We start from the raw sequence: 15,696 nt of genomic DNA, 5'->3' as shown, positions 1-15,696 counted from the left end.
CCCGGCGTCAGTCCCCGGTCGAGGGCGCGGTGCCGGCGTCGGTTCCGGCGAGCCGGGACCAGAAGCTGGCGAGGGTGGCGGCGCCGGCGAGCAGCACGTCCACGGCGACGCTCTCGTCGCTGTCGTGCCAGTGGTCCTCGGGCAGCCCGGTGCCGAAGAAGAGCACCGGCGCGTCCAGCTTGCGGGTCAGCAGTTCGGCCGGGCCGCCGCCGGCGTTCGCCATCCGCCCGACGGGAGCGCCGAAGCCGTCGCTCATGGCCGCGTCGAGCACCGCGACGGCGGGATGGTCGGGTGGGGTGCGGTACGGCTCCTGGGCGGTCTCCTCCGAGACCGTCAGCTGGTAGTCGACCCGGTCGCTGATGGTGTCGGCGACCCACCGCCGCAGCTGTTCCGCGACGTCGGCGATGCGCTGGTCCGGCACGGTACGGATGCTCAGGCTGGCGGTGGCGACAGCGGGCACCGCCGCGCGGGAGGCTCCGGTGATGTCACCGGCGGCGACGGTGAGAACCTCGGCGGCGGGCCGGGTCCAGAGCCGTTCCAGCACCGTGTAGCCCTCCTCCCCGCCGATGCTGCGGGTCTCCGATCGGGCCAGCCAGTCCTCGTCGCGGTACGGCAGCGCGGCGAGTGCGGCCCGGAAGCTCTCCGGCGGGTCGACCACGTGGTCGTAGAAGCCGGGCAGGGTGATCCGCCCCTTGTCGTCGTGCAGGGCGGCGAGGAGCTTGCTCAGCTCGACCACGGGGTTCGGGGCCGGCCCGGAGACGGCGCCGCTGTGCACGTCGCGCAGCGGCCCGTACACCTCGATCTGGGCGCTGATCATGCCGCGCAGCCCCATGCAGAGCGCCGGATGCTCCCGGTGCCACAGCAGGGTGTCGGAGAACACCACCAGGTCGGCGGTCGGGCGGTGGGCGTCGAGCAGGTCCGACAGTCCTGCCGAGCCGGTCTCCTCCTCGCCCTCGACGAGCAGTTTGATGTTGACCGAGGGCGCGGTGCGCCCGGTGGCGGCCAGGTGCGCCCGCAGAGCCCACAGGTGCGCGAGAACCTGCCCCTTGGCGTCGGAGGTGCCCCGGCCGTAGACGCGCCCGTCGCGTTCCGCCGGCTCGAACGGCGGCGTCTCCTCCCACTGTTCGTCCTTGGCCGCCCGGACGTCGTGGTGGCTGTAGATCAGCACGGTGGGCGCGCCCGGCGCCTCGCACCATTCCGCGTAGACGGCGGGCGCGCTGTCGCGGTTCCAGACCTGCACCACCGGGAACCCCAGGTCGCGCAGCGTGCCCGCCAGCCAGTTCGCCGACCGCAGGACCTCGACCTCGCGCTCCGGTAGCCCGGCGACCGACCGGATCCGGACCCAGCCGATCAGCTCGGCGACCAGGTCGCGGCGGTGGGCGTCGAGGTAGGCATGAATGTCGGATGTCATCGATACCTCAGCTGGTGTCGTCATCGGGTCAGCCGGACACTGTGCGTTCGGCGAGTTCGTGCAGGAGCGCCGGCAGGCTCCCGGTGCGGCGCAGGGTGCGCCGTTGGCGGGTGGCACCGTTGCCGACCCGGCGCAGCCGGGACAGCTCGGCGCGTACGAAGCCGAGGTCGCCGTGCCGCCGGAGGGTGTCCTCGACTGTGGAGAAGAGGTCTCCGACGAGTTCCCAGGCCGGCCGCGTCGCGCCTCGCCGCAGGTCGGTCAGCGTGCCGTCGAGCCCGCTGTGGGCGGCGTGCCAGTGGGCCGCGGCCACCACGGAGTCCGGGGTCCGGGGGACCGGCACCCCGGCGTACGCCTCGGTGACGGCGGTCGCCACCAGCGCGCGGACCAGCGCGGCCACCAGGACGGTGTCGTCGACGTCGGTGCAGACGTCGCTGACCCGCACCTCGACAGTCGGGTATGTCGTCGAGGGACGGGCATACCAGTAGACCATCGCCTCGTCGAGCATCACCTGTGACCTGACCAGCGCGGCGACCGTCCGGTCGTAGTCGAGGCGCGAGTCGAAGTGGGGTGTCGGCCCGACGCCGGGCCAGCGTTGCAACTGCACCGACCGCCAGCTCGCCTGCCCGGTGTCCCGCCCCGCGTACACGGGCGAGTTGGCAGTCAGGGCCTGCACCACCGGTAGCCACACCCGCAGCCGGTTGCAGACCTCGATCGCCAGGTCCGGGTCCGGTACGCCGACGTGGATGTGGCAGCCGCACACACCGGCATCGGTGGCGACGGGACCGTAGTGTTCGGCCATCGCGTGGTAACGCTGCTGCTCCGGTACGGCCCGGTGCGGATCCCCGACCGGCGTGGCGCCGACCGCCACCAGCCGCGCCCCCGCCGCCGAGGCGGCCTCGCCGGCCGCTCGGCGGTGACGCAGCAGATGGGCGCGGAGCGTGGGCAGGTCGGTGCAGACCGGGGTGACCATCTCCATCATGCTGCGCCGCAGCTCATGCCGGGCCTGGCCGCGCAGCGCCGCCGGGAGCGCGCCGATCACCTCGTCGCCCACCGGCAGGTTGACGCCGTCGACCGGATCGACGAGGAGGAACTCCTCCTCCACGCCCAGTGTCAGGGGGAGATTGCCGGCGGACGTCACGGCGGCTTCACGGGCTAGCGGTGTGGTGACCATGTGGGCAACCCGTCCTCGTGGTGCGCGGCACCGGCGTGACCGGGTCGGTCAGCGATGGCTGGGAAGATCGCCAGGGCGCGGGCCGTGGCGGGGGTGCCGGTGACGCACGGCAGGGCGAGGTGACGGTCACCGGGACGTACCCGGCGTCGCTCCTGGTCCGACATGGCGCCTCCACGGCTCGTCGGCGGCTTGCCCGTGCCGGAAGGAACAGGGCAGCCACCGCGATGGCGGGCGCATGTCTTGACCCGTGAAAGGCCCTACCCCCAGAAACCCGTCGCACACCTGCCGCGGCGATGTGCTTCGGACGGTGACGGGAACAGCACCGATTGTCACCCCCCCCCCCGCCTCGCCGGAGCGACGGTGGCGTGGGCCCCTACGGGAGGCGGATTCGCCGGTGTTCTGGCACGGTGGTACGAGTGGTCCGATCGGTGCGCACGCGGGCCTGTATGCGGTTGAGGGGGAGTGGTGGAGTTCTCGGTGACGACCAGGCAGGGGCGGGTCGGCCCGGTGATCGAGGTCGCGGGTGATCTCGACATGGCCAGCGCACCGCAGTTGCGCGACCGGTTGCTCGAGATGGTGAATTCCGGTGCGGGGACGGTGGTGGTCGACCTGACCCAGGTCGGGTTCGTGGACTCCAGCGGGTTGGGCGCGCTCGTGTTCGCCTACAAGAGCCTGCGGGGGCGCGACGGCTGGATGGGCGTGGCCGGCGTCCGCCAGCCGGTACGCAACGTCTTCTCGATCACCTCGGTGGACCGCGTCATCCCGCTCTTCGACACGGTGCGGGACGCCGAGGACGGCTCGGAGGCGGCGGTGCGCTGAGCGCTACTCGTCGCTGCTGACGCGGCTGCGGTCCGCGCCGGCGGTGCTGTTCCGCGGCCCGTGACTGTTGTACCAGTCGATGACGAGCAAGGTGGCGTCGTCGTCCAGGACCGGCCCGGCGGCTGCCAGTACCGCGTCGGAGAGCGCTCGTACCGCCTCGCGGGGGTGCAGGTGGGCGAGGCGGAGCAGGGCCGCGGGCAGGTCGATGTCGGCGGCGTTGCGTTCCCGCATGCCGTCGGTGACCAGCACCAGCCGGTCGCCGGCCAGCAGGGGCAGTTCCCCGCTGCGGTAGCTCTCGCCGGGGAACATGCCGAGCGGGAAGTTGCCCGGCAACTCCACGGGTGCGACCCGGCCGTCCCGGACCAGCATCGGCGGGACGTGCCCGGCGTTGACCAGCTCGCAGCGTCCGGTGGTCAGGTCGATGCGGCCCAGCACGGCTGTGACGTACGCGCCACGTACGTTCGCGTGCTCCGCGACGGCCCGGTTGGACTCCTCGGCCTGGGCGACGAGGCTGGCGCCGCGCCGACGCGTGTTGCGCAGACTGCCCACTCCGAGGGTGGCGGTGAGCGCGCTCGCCACGCCGTGCCCCATGGCGTCGGTGATGCTGAAGTGCAGCACGTCTCGCGCCAGGCTGTAGTCGAAGGTGTCCCCGCCGACGTTGGCGGCCGGCTCCAGCCAGCCGGAGAGCGTGAAGGCGCCGGCCTCGCAGGTGAACGAGGCGGGCAGCAGCCGGCGTTGGATCTCGGCGGAGAGGCTGAACGGAGTGGTCCGCTGCCCCCACTCGAACAGGTCCGTGTGCCGGCGGTTGGCGATGACGATGAACGCCAGCGCGTGCGCCGTACGGGCGATCCGGGCCACCACGTCGTCGTCCGGCTCGTCGGGCAGATCTATCTCCAGCAGGCCGATCGCTTCTCCCCGCTCGGTGACCGGCGCGAGCACCGTCCATCGGTCGTCACCGGGGATCACCCGGGCGGTCTGCTGGCGTAGGGCCTGCTCGTAGGGCCCGCCGTCGAAGGGGAGGACCTCGGCGACCTCCTCGTCCTGCCGCCGGCCCGCCCCGTCGCCCGCCGGCTGATGGGTCAGCCGGACCAGCGCGCGGCCGCTGAGGTCGGCGATCAGCAGCGAGACGCCGAGCGCGTTCAGGGCAGTGGCGACGGCGCCGGTGACGGCCTCGACCGCCTCCACCGGGGCGCCGCGCTCGGCCGACTGCAGTATGCCCATCAGAGCGGCCCGCTCACTGTCCTTCACCGCCTGAGCATATTCGGCGCGCCCCCCGGCTGCCGCACGAGCGACCCCGGGGCCAGGACCGTCGATGCGCTCCTATTGCATATAGTTGGCAACTACAGAATAGTGGCGGCAATGGGCGGGCGCTCGGCACGCGATGATCAGTCCCAGCCGGAGCGCCCGTCCGGCCGCCACCGGAACGAGTGTTCGAGGAGTTGCCGGTGGCGATCAGGCCCAAGCCCGTACGCGTGGCCGCGGTGCTCGCCGCCGCCCTGCTCGCCGTCGCCGGGTGTTCGTCGCCCACGGCGTCGACCGGGGGCACGACCAACGCCGGCACGGTCGTGGTCGCCACCGCGGGCGAGCCGGACACGCTCAACCCGGTGCTCAACTACGGCGTCGACGGCGCGTCGCTGATCTTCGACGGGCTGGTCGCCCGGGACGCCCGCAACGAGCTGGTGCCCGCCCTGGCCCGCGAGTTGCCTGCCGTCTCGGCGGACGGCAGGACCGTCACGGCCAAGCTGCGCGAGGGCGTGCTGTTCCACGACGGCAGCCCGCTGACCGCGCAGGACGTGGTGTTCACCTACCAGGCGGTACTCGATCCGGCCGTCGACTCGACGCTGCGCTCCGATCTGGACATGCTCGTCTCCGTCACCGCGCCCGACCCCGCGACAGTGGTGTTCACCCTCAAGTACGCGTACCCGCCGTTCCTGCAACGGCTGGCGCTGGGGATCGTCCCGGCGCGGGCGTTCGCCGGGCAGGACGTCAACAAGGCCGGCTTCAACCGCAAGCCGGTCGGCACCGGCCCGTACCGGTTCACGTCCTGGACACCCGGTGACCGGCTCGTGCTCGCGGCGAACGAGACGTACTGGGGCGGCAAGCCGGCGAACCCGGGCGTGGTGGTGGCGTTCGTCGCGGACGACAACGTACGGGCCCAGCGGATGCGGGCCGGCGAGTTCGACGCGGCGGAGCTGGCGCCCAAGCTCGCGTCCGGCTTCGAGAGCCGGGACGGCTACCGGGTGCACAAGGTGCCGACCGCCGACTACCGGGGCGTCATGCTGCCGATGGGCAACCCGGTCACCGCCGACCCCGCGATCCGGAAGGCGCTGAACGTCGCGGTCGACCGGCAGGCCATGGTGACGGGCGTGCTCGGCGGCGCGGGCGAGCCCGCGTTCGGGCCGGTGCCGCCGACGTCGGAGTACGCCGAGCCGTCGATCGCCGGCAAGCCGGCCGCCGACGCCGCCGCGGCGACCGCCGTGCTGGACGCCGGCGGGTGGAAGCCCGGCCCGGACGGCATCCGGGTCAAGGACGGGCGTACGGCCGCGTTCGCGCTCCTGTACCCGGCCACGGACAGCCTGCGCAAGGAACTGGCCCTGGCCGTCGTCGCCGATGCGAAGAAGGTCGGCATCACTGTCACGCCGGAGGGTCTGACCTGGGACGCGATCACCCCGCGGATGGGCCGCGACGCGCTCGTGATGGGCTACGGCACGCCGTACGACCCGGACTTCGTCTCCTACAAGCTGTTCAACTCGGCCTTCGCCGGGCAGGGCTTCTTCAACCCCGGCTCGTACCGCTCGGCGGCCACCGACGCCGCGCTGCAGGCCGGCCGGGACAACGCCGACCCGGCCGCCCGCAAGGCCGCGTACGCCACGTTCCAGAAGCAGCTCGCCGCCGACGTGCCGTGGGTGTTCCTCACCTACCTCCAGCACACCTACGTGCTGAAGGACGCCGTGACCGGGGTGACGCCGCGGGTCGAGCCGCACGAGCACGACGTCGCCAACAGCATCTGGTGGAACGTGCACACGTGGACGAAGACGTCGTGACGGCGTCCGTGACCGGCCGGCGGCGGCTGGCCGGGGCGGGAATGGTGGTCCGGCGGCGGCTGCTGGTCGCCGTACCGGTGCTGGCCGCGACCAGCATGGGCATGTTCGCCCTCGGCGCCGCCTCACCGATCGATCCGGCCCAGCAGTACGCGGGCGCGGCGGCGTTCACCACCAGCGAGGAGAACCTCGCGCAGATCCGCGCCAACTGGGGCGTCGACGATCCGCTGCCGGTGCAGTACGCCCGCTGGATCGGCAACCTGCTGCGCGGCGACCTGGGCTGGTCGACGAGCCGGCACGAGCCGGTCACCTCGGTGCTCGCGGCCCGGGCCGGCTGGACGCTGCTGCTCGTCGGCACCGCGCTCGCCCTGGTGCTGGTGGCGAGCGTGCTGCTCGGCACGCTGGCCGCGTACCGCCGTGGTGGCTGGTTCGACAGGGCGCTGCGCGCCGTCGCGTACGCCGTGCAGTCCATGCCGGTCTTCTGGATCGGCCTCGCGGCGATCGCCGTGTTCGCCCTCAGCCTCGGCTGGCTGCCCGCCGGCGGGCTCACCGACATCACCGCCACCGGCACCGACCCGGGCGACGTGGCGCGGCACCTGGTGCTTCCGGTGACAGTGCTCGCGATCTCGCAGGCGCCGTGGTTCGTCCTGTTCGTCCGGGACGCGGTCGCCGAGAGCCTGCGCGACGACCACGTCCTGGCGGCCCGTGCCCGGGGGCTGCCCGGACGGGTCATCCTGTTCGGGCACGCGCTGCGTACCGCGCTGCTGCCGTTCCTCACCCTGGTCGGCACGCACCTGCCCGAACTCGTCGGCGGCGCGGTCCTGGTGGAGACCGTGTTCTCCCTGCCCGGCCTCGGCGCGGTCACCGTCGCGGCAGCGCTCGGCGCCGACTTCCCGCTGCTCGCGGCCACGACCCTGGCCACCACCGTCGTGGTGCTGACCGCGAACCTGCTCACCGACCTCGCCTACGCCGCCGCCGACCCCCGGGTACGCCTCGATGACTGACCTCGCCCTCCCCGCGCGCGTCCGGCGCCTGCGCCGTCCCAGCAGCGCCGGCACTGTCGCCGCCGTCGTCGTGCTCGCCGGTGTCGTCGCCGCCGCGCTGCTCGCCCCGGTCCTGTGGCCGCTGGACCAGAGCGCCGTCGACCTCTCCCGTACCCGGCTCGCGCCCTCGACCGACCACCTGGCCGGCACCGACGACCTCGGCCGCGACGTGGCCGTGCGCAGCCTCTACGCCCTGCGCGTCTCGCTGCTCGTCGGCGCGGTCGCCGCGCTCGTCGCGGCGGTCATCGGCGGGCTGGTGGGCGCCGTCGCCGGGAGCGTCGGCGGCTGGGTCGACCGGGCCCTCATGCGCGTCGTGGACACCGTCGCGGCGCTGCCGCACCTGCTGCTGGGCATCTTCATCGTGGCGATGCTGCGCCCCAGCCTGGGCGCGGTGATCGCCTCCATCGCGTTGACGCACTGGCTGTCCACCGCCCGGATCGTCCGCTCCGAGCTGCTCAGCCTGCGCAACCGGCCGTTCGTCGACGCCGCGGTCTCCGGCGGCGCCGGGCGCGTCCGGGTGCTCACCCGGCACCTGCTGCCGCACGTGCTGCCGCGCCTGGCGCTGGCGACCACGCTCATGGTGCCGCACGCCGTCTGGCACGAGACCGCGCTGTCGTTCCTCGGTCTCGGCCTGCCGCCGCACCTGGCCTCGATCGGCAACATGATCAACGACGGGCAGCGGTCCCTGCTGACCGGCGCCTGGTGGGCCAGCATCGTCCCCGGCCTCCTGCTCGTGGCGGCCACGCTGGCGCTCGCCGTGCTCACCGGCCGGTGGCGCGACCGCCTCGATCCCCGCGTACGAGCGGAGCTGCACCTGTGACCGCCCCGCCGCTGCTGACAGTCGACGGGCTGACCGTCCGCTTCCGGCTGCGTGACGCCGTCGTGCACGCCGTCACCGACCTGAGCCTCACGCTGCGGCCCGGCGAGCTGCTGGCGGTGGTCGGCGAGTCCGGGTGCGGCAAGTCGGTCCTCGCGCACGCCCTGCTCGGCCTGCTGCCGCGCAACGCCACAGTCACCGGGCGCGCCCGCCTGCACGCGCCGGGACGCGACGAGGCCGACCTGATCGGCGCGGGGGAGCGGCACCTGGCCCGGCACGTACGCGGCCGGGGCGTCGGCCTGGTTCCGCAGAGTCCCGCCACCGCGCTCACCCCGGTGCGTACCGGGCGGAAGCTGCTGGAGGAGACGCTGCGCGCCCACGGGCACAGCCGCCGCGACGCGCCGGCCGCCGCCGACCGGATCGCCGCCGACGTCGGCCTCGACCCGGCCGACCTGAACCGGTACCCGCACGAGTTGTCCGGCGGCATGGCCCAGCGGCTCGCCACAGCGCTCGCGCTCGCGCCCGACCCGCCGGTGCTGCTCGCCGACGAACCCACCACCGGCCTCGACCGGCCGCTCGTCGACCACACGCTGGACCTGCTGCGCCGCCGCTGCGACACCGGTGCCGGCGTCCTGCTCATCACGCACGACCTGGCCGCCGCGCGCCGCGTCGCGGACACCGTCGCCGTGATGTACGCCAGCCGCATCGTCGAGCACCGCCCGGCCGAGGCGCTGTTCGACGGCCCGGCCCACCCGTACACCGCCGGTCTGCTCGACGCGTTGCCCGACCGCGCCTTCGTTCCGGTACCGGGGCACCCGCCCACGCTCACCGACCTGCCCGGCGGCTGCGCCTTCGCCCCGCGCTGCGCCCGCGCCACAGACACCTGCGACACGCTGCCCCGCCTCGCCGCCGACGGAGCGGGCCGGGTCGCCTGCCACCACCCGCTGCGCGAGGAGGTACCGGCATGACGGTCACGGTTCCCGGTGCCACCGACGCCGCCGCCCCGGGCGACGCCCCGGCCGCCGGGCTCGCCGCGCACCAGGTCTGCGTCGCGTACGGCAGGCAGCGCGTCCTCGACCGGGTCGACCTGCACATCGCCCCCGGCGAGACGGTCGGGCTGCGTGGACCCTCGGGCAGCGGCAAGTCCACTCTCGCCCGCGTCCTCGCCCTGCTGCACGCCCCGGACAGCGGTCACGTTGCGATCGACGGGCGACCGCTCGGCGGCGTCCGCCACCGCCTGCCGGCGGAACTGCGCACCCGCGTCGCGATCCTGTTCCAGAGCCCGCGTGCCGCCACCGACCCGCGGCTCAGCCTCGCGGACATCATCGCCGAGCCGCTACGCGCCACCGGCACACCGCGAGAGCAGGCGGCGGCCCGTGCGGCGGAGCTGGCCGACCTGGCCGGACTGACCCCCGACCTGCTCACCCGCCGCCCGCACGCGGTGAGCGACGGGCAACTGCAACGCGCCTGCCTGGCCCGCGCCCTGGTCCACCGGCCCGACTACCTGCTCTGCGACGAGGCCACCGCGATGCTCGACGCCTCCACCCAGGCGCACGTCGCCACCGTCGTCAGCGACTACCAGCGCCGGCAGGGAGCCGGGGTCCTGGTCATCACCCACGACCCGGCGCTGATGGCCCGCTGGGCCACCCGGGTGGTGGACCTGCCGGCGCCGTGACGTCGCGTCACTCCGCGGCCGGACGGCGTACGGCGCCCAGCGCCCCGGCGACGACCGCCCCGAAGCCGACCGCCATGAGCGGCATCCCCATCTCGAACGGCAGCTCACCGACCCAGTTGATGCTGTCGCGCTCCGGCAGCGCGCCCAGGCTCACCGCGACCACCGCACTGGCGAGGAACATCCCGGCCACCGCGGCGCCGACCGCGAGCCTGGCGCACGCCACGCTCCGCCCGGCCCAGAGGCCGGCGAGGACGGCGACCACCAGGGACACCACGACCAGCCAGGTCCAGCCACCCTCGGTCTCCAGGTAGGCCCAGCCCGAGTACGACCACTGGTGCAGGCGGCTGGCGCGGAACCACGGGATCAGGTAACCGAGCAGCGCGGTGGCGCTGCCGACCGTGAGCAGCACGTCGGGGGCCGGGCGGTACCAGCGAGGGGAGTCGTTCATGCGTCCGGAAGCTAGCAGTCGCCGTCACTCGCGCGCACTTCGTGAGCCGGGGTCAGCACCAGCCGTTGATCGGCCCGTTGACGCCGGTGGAGAGGTAGGCGTCGGACACCCAGCTGCCGTCGCTGAGCCGGTCCCACAACGCTGTGGTGCCGTACCGGCCGGTGTGCGAGGTGCCGTTGGCGGAGCAGGAGACGGTGACAGTAGCGCCGTCCGCGACTGATCCGACGGCGCCGTACCCCGTGCCGGGGCCGGAGCGCCGGGTCAACGTGCCGCCGCCGTTGGCGTCGACGACTCCCTGGTTGAAGCCGAGCGCGCCGTAGTTGTAGACGGCGCCGCCCACGCCCGCGAAGGCGGATCCGTGCCGGGCGCCACCCTGGTACTCGCCGGCGCCGCTGACGAAGTCCCACTTGCCGATGCCGTGCCCGGCGATCGGGACGTAGGCGGAGTTCTGCCGCAGCCCGAAGTGGACGTGCCGGCCGGTGGCGGAGCCGCCGCAGGTGACGTCGGTGCCGGTGTAGCCCAGGTACGCGCCCTGGCCGACGGCGGCGCCGTTGACGGAGATGCTGCTCCACAGGTGGTAGTAGTCGGTCGAGTAACCCCGGTCGTGGATGACCCGGATCCATCCGGTGCACATCGTGTACGCCGTGCCGGCCCGCGCGGCCCGGACCACCTGGTCGCCGCCGGCGAGGTCGACGGAACTCCACGGCGCGCCGCCGCCCCAGCCGTGCGGCCCGCCGGTGAGGGTCCACGTCTGCCCGACCGCGAACGGCAGCGCCATGCCGGTGCGGAAGTCGCTCCCCGCGTACATCGGTGTGACGGGAGTGGTGAAGACGGCCTTCTCGTCCTGGTTCACCAGCGGTGACGTGGCTGCGAGGTCGGCGAACGACGCCTCGCCGTCGAAGGCGACGGTCCAGCCCTTGGCGTCGGCGCGGGCCAGGAAGACCGACCCGGTGGGATGCGCGTCCTCGGACCGGTCGGCCAGCAGCACCGCGGTGCCGAAGGCCCACCCGCCGTTGGACCGGGTGACGGTGACCCTGGTGCGTTCCGCGCCGCCGGCCCGCATGGTGGCGGCGTCGGCCTGGCTGAGGAGTTTCGCGGTCACCGCGTCGGTGACGGGTGCCGGTGCCGGGCGGGGTGCGGCCGAGGCGGGTGCCGGCACCACGGCCCAGACGCCGATCGCCGCCAACGTGAAGGAGAGCACGAGCCGTCGCATGGAGCCTCCTATCGACAAGCATCACTGAATGGCGAGGCTATCGAAGGGGATGAAAATTGTCTACGAGTTCTGCATCCTTCGGTGAAGGATCTGTGCGCCAGGGTCTTCCGGTGTCCCGGGTTTATTCGGCGCCGGACGGGTAGCTCACCTGGCATGCGAGTACCGACCCTGGTCAAGACCGCGGCAGCAGTCGCCGCGACCGCCGCCGCGGGCGCCGCCGCCACCTCCACCGGCACCTCGTCGCGCTGGTACCGCCGCCTGCGCAAGCCCACCTGGCAGCCACCGTCGGCCGCGTTCCCACTGGTCTGGACGCCGCTGTACGGGCTCATCGCGGTGGCCGGTGCCCGGGCGCTGGACCGCTCCGAGGGGGCCGAGCGCGCCGCCTTCGCGCGCGGCTACGCGCTCAATCTGGCGCTCAACGCCGGCTGGAGCGCCCTGTTCTTCGGCGCCCGCAAGCCCGGCGCCGCGCTGGCCGGGATCGCCGCGCTCAACGTGTCCAACCTCGTGCTGCTGGGCCGCGCGGCCCGCACCGACCGTCCCGCCGGGGCGGCACTCGCCCCGTATGTCGCGTGGACCCTCTTCGCCACCGCCCTCAACGGCACGATCGTCCGCCTCAACCGGGGACGGTGACCGGCGTCCGCCTGATCAGGCGGACGCCGGGCGGGTCGCCCGCCACGACGCCAGGAGTCGTAGCCGGTCCGCGTCCGGGCTGCCCGGCTCGGCGGTGAAGACGAGCACGACCGGGCCGGGACTGCCCGGCAGCGGATACGTGTCCCAGTCCAGGACGATGTCCCCCAGTCCGGGCACCCGGAACGTCTTGGTGCCGCTCACCGAGGCGCGGACGTCGTGCCGTGCCCACAGCCGCCGGAACTCCGCGCTGCGGATGCTCAGCTCGCCGACGATCGCCGTGGCGCGGGGATGCGCCGGGTCGTCGGCGACGGCGGCGCGCAGCATCCCGATGTAGTCAAGCGCCTGCCGCTCCCAGTCCGGGCAGCTCCGTCCCCCGGTCAGCGCGTCGTCGAACAGCAGCAGGAGCATGTTGAGCCGGCCGGGCGGATGGTCCGCCGGGTCACCGAGCAGCGCCTGCGCCATCGGATTCCAGTCGAGCAGGTCCAGATGCCGGCCGAGGACGACCGCCGGAGTGTCCATCACCCGCAGCAGTCGCCGGGTGCTGTCCGGCACCCGCTCCGGCCCGGGGTCGACGCGGACGGGCATCGGTCGCCGGGCGGCCCGGGCCAGCGTGAACAGGTGCCGGCGTTCGGTGTCGTCCAGGCCGAGGGCGCCGGCGATCGCGTCCAGGACGTCGTCGGAGGGGCGTACCTCCCGGCCCTGTTCCATCCGCTGGTAGTAGTCGGTGCTGAGCCCGGCCAGCAGCGCCAGTTCCTCCCGCCGCAGGCCGGTCACCTTGCGCCGGCCGCCCGGCTCAAGGCCGACGTCGCGCGGGCGCAACCGGCCGCGCCGGGCGCGCAGGAACGCGCCCAGCTCGCGTGCGTACGGATGAGGGCTGCTCATGCCGCCAGTCTGCCGCGACGCCGCCCGCCCAGGGTAGGTCCCGCGGACCTAGGCAACCGCGAACGACCGAGACCCGCCGGAGCGCTCCTAGCGTCAACGCTGAACGCGAAACCGCACCCGAGGAGCAGCAGATGACCGGATGGACCGCCGACCGCATCCCCGACCAGCGCGGCCGGGTCGTCGTCGTGACCGGCGCGAACTCGGGCCTCGGCCTGGTCACCGCCACCGAGCTGGCCCGCCACGGCGCACACGTGGTGCTGGCCGTGCGGAACACCGCCGCCGGCCGGGAGGCCGCCCGCCGCATGGGCGGCGACACCGAGGTACGCGAGCTGGACCTGGCCCGCCTCGATTCGGTACGCGCGTTCGCCGCGAAGCTGACCGCCGACCACCCGACGATCGACCTGCTGGTGAACAACGCCGGTGTGGTGCTGCTCGGCCCGCGCCGTACCTCCGCCGACGGCTTCGAGTTGCAGTTCGCCACGAACATGCTGGGCCCGTACGCGCTCACCGGCCTGCTGCTGGACGCCCTCGCCCGGGCACGTGCGGCGCGGGTGGTGAACCTCAGCTCCCTGACCCACCGCAACGCGCGGCTCGACTTCGGCGACCTGATGTCCGAGCGCGGCTACCGGGCCGCTGCGGCGTACGGCCGCTCGAAGCTCGCCACCACCGTCTTCGGCGTCGAACTGGACCGCCGCCTGCGCGCGGCCGGACTGCCGGTCGTCAGCGCGCTGGCGCATCCCGGTCTCACCCGCAGCAACCTCACGCCGCGTGCCTGGGAACACCGCGGCCGGCTCGGGCGGGTGATCGGGCGGCTCGGCCTGCTCGCCACCCAGCGGGTCGAGCAGGGCGCCCTGCCGCAGTTGCGGGCCGCGACCGACCCCGAGGTACGCGGCGGCCAGTTCTTCGGCCCCTCCCGGTTGTTCGAGACCTGGGGCCCGGTGACGGAGGCGCGGCTGAGCCGGCAGGCCGCCGACCCGGCCGTCGGGGATCGCCTCTGGGCTGCCGCGGCGGAGCTGACGGGGGTCAGATACCTCTGAGCCGGCGGCGCGCAACGCTGCCGCAGAGTGGGATTTTGCACTCCCAGTGCACTTGTCTGGAGTTTCGCGGCTGCCTAGCGTCAGGCCATGGCTGACTCGTGGACGTTCGCTGTGGCCCGTGACGACCTCGCTCGCACCACACTCGTCGACGGCGCCGCGCCCGGCCTCGCCGACGGGGAGGCGCTGCTGCGCGTGGACCGCGTCGGCCTGACCGCCAACAACGTCACCTACGCGGTGCTCGGCGACGCGATGCGCTACTGGGAGTTCTTCCCGCCGGAGCCCCGTGGGCTCGACGGTGGGTGGGGTCTCCCGCCACTGTGGGGATTCGCCGAGGTCGTGGCATCCACAGTGGCCGGCGTCGAGCCGGGGCAGCGGGTCTACGGTTACCTGCCGCCGGCCGGCCACCTGGTGGTACGCCCAAACCGGGTGGACGCCTCCGGCTTCCGCGACGCCAGCGCGCACCGGGTCGGCCTGCCCTCGCCGTACAACGCCTACCGGTCGACCGACGGTGATCCCGCCTACCGGGCGGAGCAGGAGGACCTGCTGATCCTGTTCCGGCCGCTGTTCTTCACCTCGTTCATGCTCGCCGACCAGGTCGTCGACGAGGACGGCTACGGGGCACGGTCGCTGGTGCTGTCGTCGGCGTCGAGCAAGACGGCGTACGCCGCCGCGTTCGAGCTGCACGGCCGGGGCCCGCGCCTGATCGGGCTCACCTCGCGGGGCAACCTCGCCTTCACCCGGTCGCTGGGCTGCTACGACGAGGTCCTCTCCTACGACGACATCGGCGCGCTCGACGCCGTTCCGACCGTCTACCTCGACCTGTCCGGCTCACCCGCGACCCGCGCCGCCCTGCGGGCGCACCTCGGCGACCTGCTCGTCCGGGACATCGCCGTCGGCCTGACCCAGCAGACACCCAATGCCGGCGCCGCCGGGGAGGTCTTCTTCGCACCGGTGCGCATCCGCAAGCGGAGCCAGGACTGGGGCCGGGCCGGTCTCGACGAACGGTTCGCCGACGCCTGGCAGCGGTTTTCCCAGGTGGTGAGCGGCTGGCTCGACGTGCGGGTCGGCACCGGCCCGGAGGCGCTGCGCGACGCGTGGCTCGACGTGCTCGCGGGCCGTACGCCGCCCCGGGTGGGCCACGTCGTGCAGCTCTGAGACGTCGCCGATTCCGGCCGCGACGCGCCCGCCCGGCCGATACGCGCTAGGCTGACGACGCGGGGTACCGATGACTGATCGCCACCCCCTGCTTCTCCCACGGTTTCCCAGCCGCGATGACTGAGTCGAGCGCTGCCGTGCAGATTTCCTTGGAGCACCACGTGCCCGACAACATGTTCGCCCTGAACCCCTTCCGCGTGGACGGGCTCGGGGCCACCGACGACGAGCGCAGTCCGATCGCGGACATCAGCGCCGAATCAATGACCCGCCTGCGGAGCCCGTTCACCGCGGCGCGCCCGGCTCGCGAGTCGGCCGGCGCGCCCGCCCGGCGCTAGGCCCGCAACCGGGCGTGCC

The 15,696-nt window shown here is 73.7% G+C and carries 16 protein-coding genes; 10 read left to right on the top strand and 6 right to left on the bottom strand.

Going from position 1 to position 15,696, the window contains the following annotated elements; translation table 11 throughout:
• Nucleotides 1-7: 7 nt before the first annotated feature.
• Together Q3W68_RS05425 and Q3W68_RS05420 are read right to left on the bottom strand one after the other, a co-directional pair.
• A complete protein-coding gene (locus Q3W68_RS05425) occupies nt 8-1,411 on the bottom strand; it encodes a M20/M25/M40 family metallo-hydrolase (protein WP_302904372.1) in 1,404 nt (467 codons plus the stop codon).
• A gap of 28 nt (nt 1,412-1,439) precedes the next feature.
• Nucleotides 1,440-2,582, bottom strand: coding sequence for a glutamate--cysteine ligase (locus Q3W68_RS05420; RefSeq protein ID WP_302904371.1), 1,143 nt, complete (start codon nt 2,580-2,582; stop codon nt 1,440-1,442).
• Between the two features lie 477 nt (nt 2,583-3,059).
• On the opposite strand from Q3W68_RS05420, the gene Q3W68_RS05415 reads away from it, so the two are divergent.
• The gene (locus Q3W68_RS05415) at nt 3,060-3,401 is read left to right on the top strand and encodes an STAS domain-containing protein (RefSeq protein WP_302904370.1); all 342 of its coding nucleotides are present in this window, start codon (nt 3,060-3,062) and stop codon (nt 3,399-3,401) included.
• A gap of 3 nt (nt 3,402-3,404) precedes the next feature.
• Here Q3W68_RS05415 and Q3W68_RS05410 read toward each other — a convergent pair whose 3' ends face one another.
• Nucleotides 3,405-4,649 (bottom strand): PP2C family protein-serine/threonine phosphatase, encoded by a 1,245-nt coding sequence (locus Q3W68_RS05410; protein WP_302904369.1) that lies wholly within the window; start codon nt 4,647-4,649, stop codon nt 3,405-3,407.
• Nucleotides 4,650-4,846: 197 nt separating this feature from the next.
• Between Q3W68_RS05410 and Q3W68_RS05405 the strand changes: the two genes are divergently transcribed.
• The 5 genes from Q3W68_RS05405 to Q3W68_RS05385 are packed head-to-tail and all read left to right on the top strand — an operon-like array spanning nt 4,847 to nt 9,977.
• Complete coding sequence (locus Q3W68_RS05405) at nt 4,847-6,445, top strand: ABC transporter substrate-binding protein (RefSeq protein WP_302904368.1); 1,599 nt, start codon at nt 4,847-4,849, stop codon at nt 6,443-6,445.
• Nucleotides 6,442-7,446 (top strand): ABC transporter permease, encoded by a 1,005-nt coding sequence (locus Q3W68_RS05400; RefSeq protein ID WP_302904367.1) that lies wholly within the window; start codon nt 6,442-6,444, stop codon nt 7,444-7,446. The genes Q3W68_RS05405 and Q3W68_RS05400 overlap by 4 nt, the downstream gene beginning before the upstream one ends.
• Nucleotides 7,439-8,305 (top strand): ABC transporter permease, encoded by an 867-nt coding sequence (locus Q3W68_RS05395; protein ID WP_302904366.1) that lies wholly within the window; start codon nt 7,439-7,441, stop codon nt 8,303-8,305. Before Q3W68_RS05400 ends, Q3W68_RS05395 begins: the two co-directional genes overlap by 8 nt.
• Nucleotides 8,302-9,270 carry an ABC transporter ATP-binding protein gene (locus Q3W68_RS05390; protein WP_302904365.1) on the top strand — a complete coding sequence of 323 codons (969 nt, stop codon included), beginning with the start codon at nt 8,302-8,304 and terminating at the stop codon, nt 9,268-9,270. The genes Q3W68_RS05395 and Q3W68_RS05390 overlap by 4 nt, the downstream gene beginning before the upstream one ends.
• Nucleotides 9,267-9,977, top strand: a complete 711-nt coding sequence (locus tag Q3W68_RS05385; RefSeq protein ID WP_302904363.1) for an ABC transporter ATP-binding protein — start codon at nt 9,267-9,269, stop codon at nt 9,975-9,977. Before Q3W68_RS05390 ends, Q3W68_RS05385 begins: the two co-directional genes overlap by 4 nt.
• Nucleotides 9,978-9,984: 7 nt before the next feature.
• Here Q3W68_RS05385 and Q3W68_RS05380 read toward each other — a convergent pair whose 3' ends face one another.
• A complete protein-coding gene (locus Q3W68_RS05380; RefSeq protein ID WP_302904362.1) occupies nt 9,985-10,425 on the bottom strand; it encodes a hypothetical protein in 441 nt (146 codons plus the stop codon).
• A gap of 52 nt (nt 10,426-10,477) precedes the next feature.
• Nucleotides 10,478-11,638, bottom strand: a complete 1,161-nt coding sequence (locus Q3W68_RS05375; RefSeq protein WP_302904361.1) for a peptidoglycan DD-metalloendopeptidase family protein — start codon at nt 11,636-11,638, stop codon at nt 10,478-10,480.
• A 153-nt stretch (nt 11,639-11,791) separates the two neighbouring features.
• On the opposite strand from Q3W68_RS05375, the gene Q3W68_RS05370 reads away from it, so the two are divergent.
• On the top strand, nt 11,792-12,268 hold the full coding sequence (locus Q3W68_RS05370; protein WP_302904360.1) for a TspO/MBR family protein: 477 nt from the start codon (nt 11,792-11,794) through the stop codon (nt 12,266-12,268).
• Between the two features lie 15 nt (nt 12,269-12,283).
• Here Q3W68_RS05370 and Q3W68_RS05365 read toward each other — a convergent pair whose 3' ends face one another.
• Nucleotides 12,284-13,150: a helix-turn-helix transcriptional regulator gene (locus Q3W68_RS05365; RefSeq protein WP_302904359.1), complete on the bottom strand. Its 867-nt coding sequence runs from the start codon at nt 13,148-13,150 to the stop codon at nt 12,284-12,286.
• Between the two features lie 131 nt (nt 13,151-13,281).
• Between Q3W68_RS05365 and Q3W68_RS05360 the strand changes: the two genes are divergently transcribed.
• The 3 genes from Q3W68_RS05360 (at nt 13,282) to Q3W68_RS05350 (ending at nt 15,677) form a co-directional block, all read left to right on the top strand.
• Nucleotides 13,282-14,187, top strand: a complete 906-nt coding sequence (locus Q3W68_RS05360) for an oxidoreductase (RefSeq protein WP_302904358.1) — start codon at nt 13,282-13,284, stop codon at nt 14,185-14,187.
• A gap of 87 nt (nt 14,188-14,274) precedes the next feature.
• On the top strand, nt 14,275-15,342 hold the full coding sequence (locus Q3W68_RS05355) for a DUF2855 family protein (RefSeq protein WP_302904357.1): 1,068 nt from the start codon (nt 14,275-14,277) through the stop codon (nt 15,340-15,342).
• A 137-nt stretch (nt 15,343-15,479) separates the two neighbouring features.
• Nucleotides 15,480-15,677, top strand: a complete 198-nt coding sequence (locus tag Q3W68_RS05350; protein ID WP_302904355.1) for a hypothetical protein — start codon at nt 15,480-15,482, stop codon at nt 15,675-15,677.
• The last annotated feature ends 19 nt before the right edge of the window (nt 15,678-15,696 follow it).

The organism is Micromonospora sp. C28ISP2-4 (genome assembly GCF_030519385.1).
GTDB classification, from domain to species: Bacteria; Actinomycetota; Actinomycetes; order Mycobacteriales; family Micromonosporaceae; genus Micromonospora; species Micromonospora tulbaghiae.
This window is presented reverse-complemented; position numbering and strand designations above follow the sequence as displayed.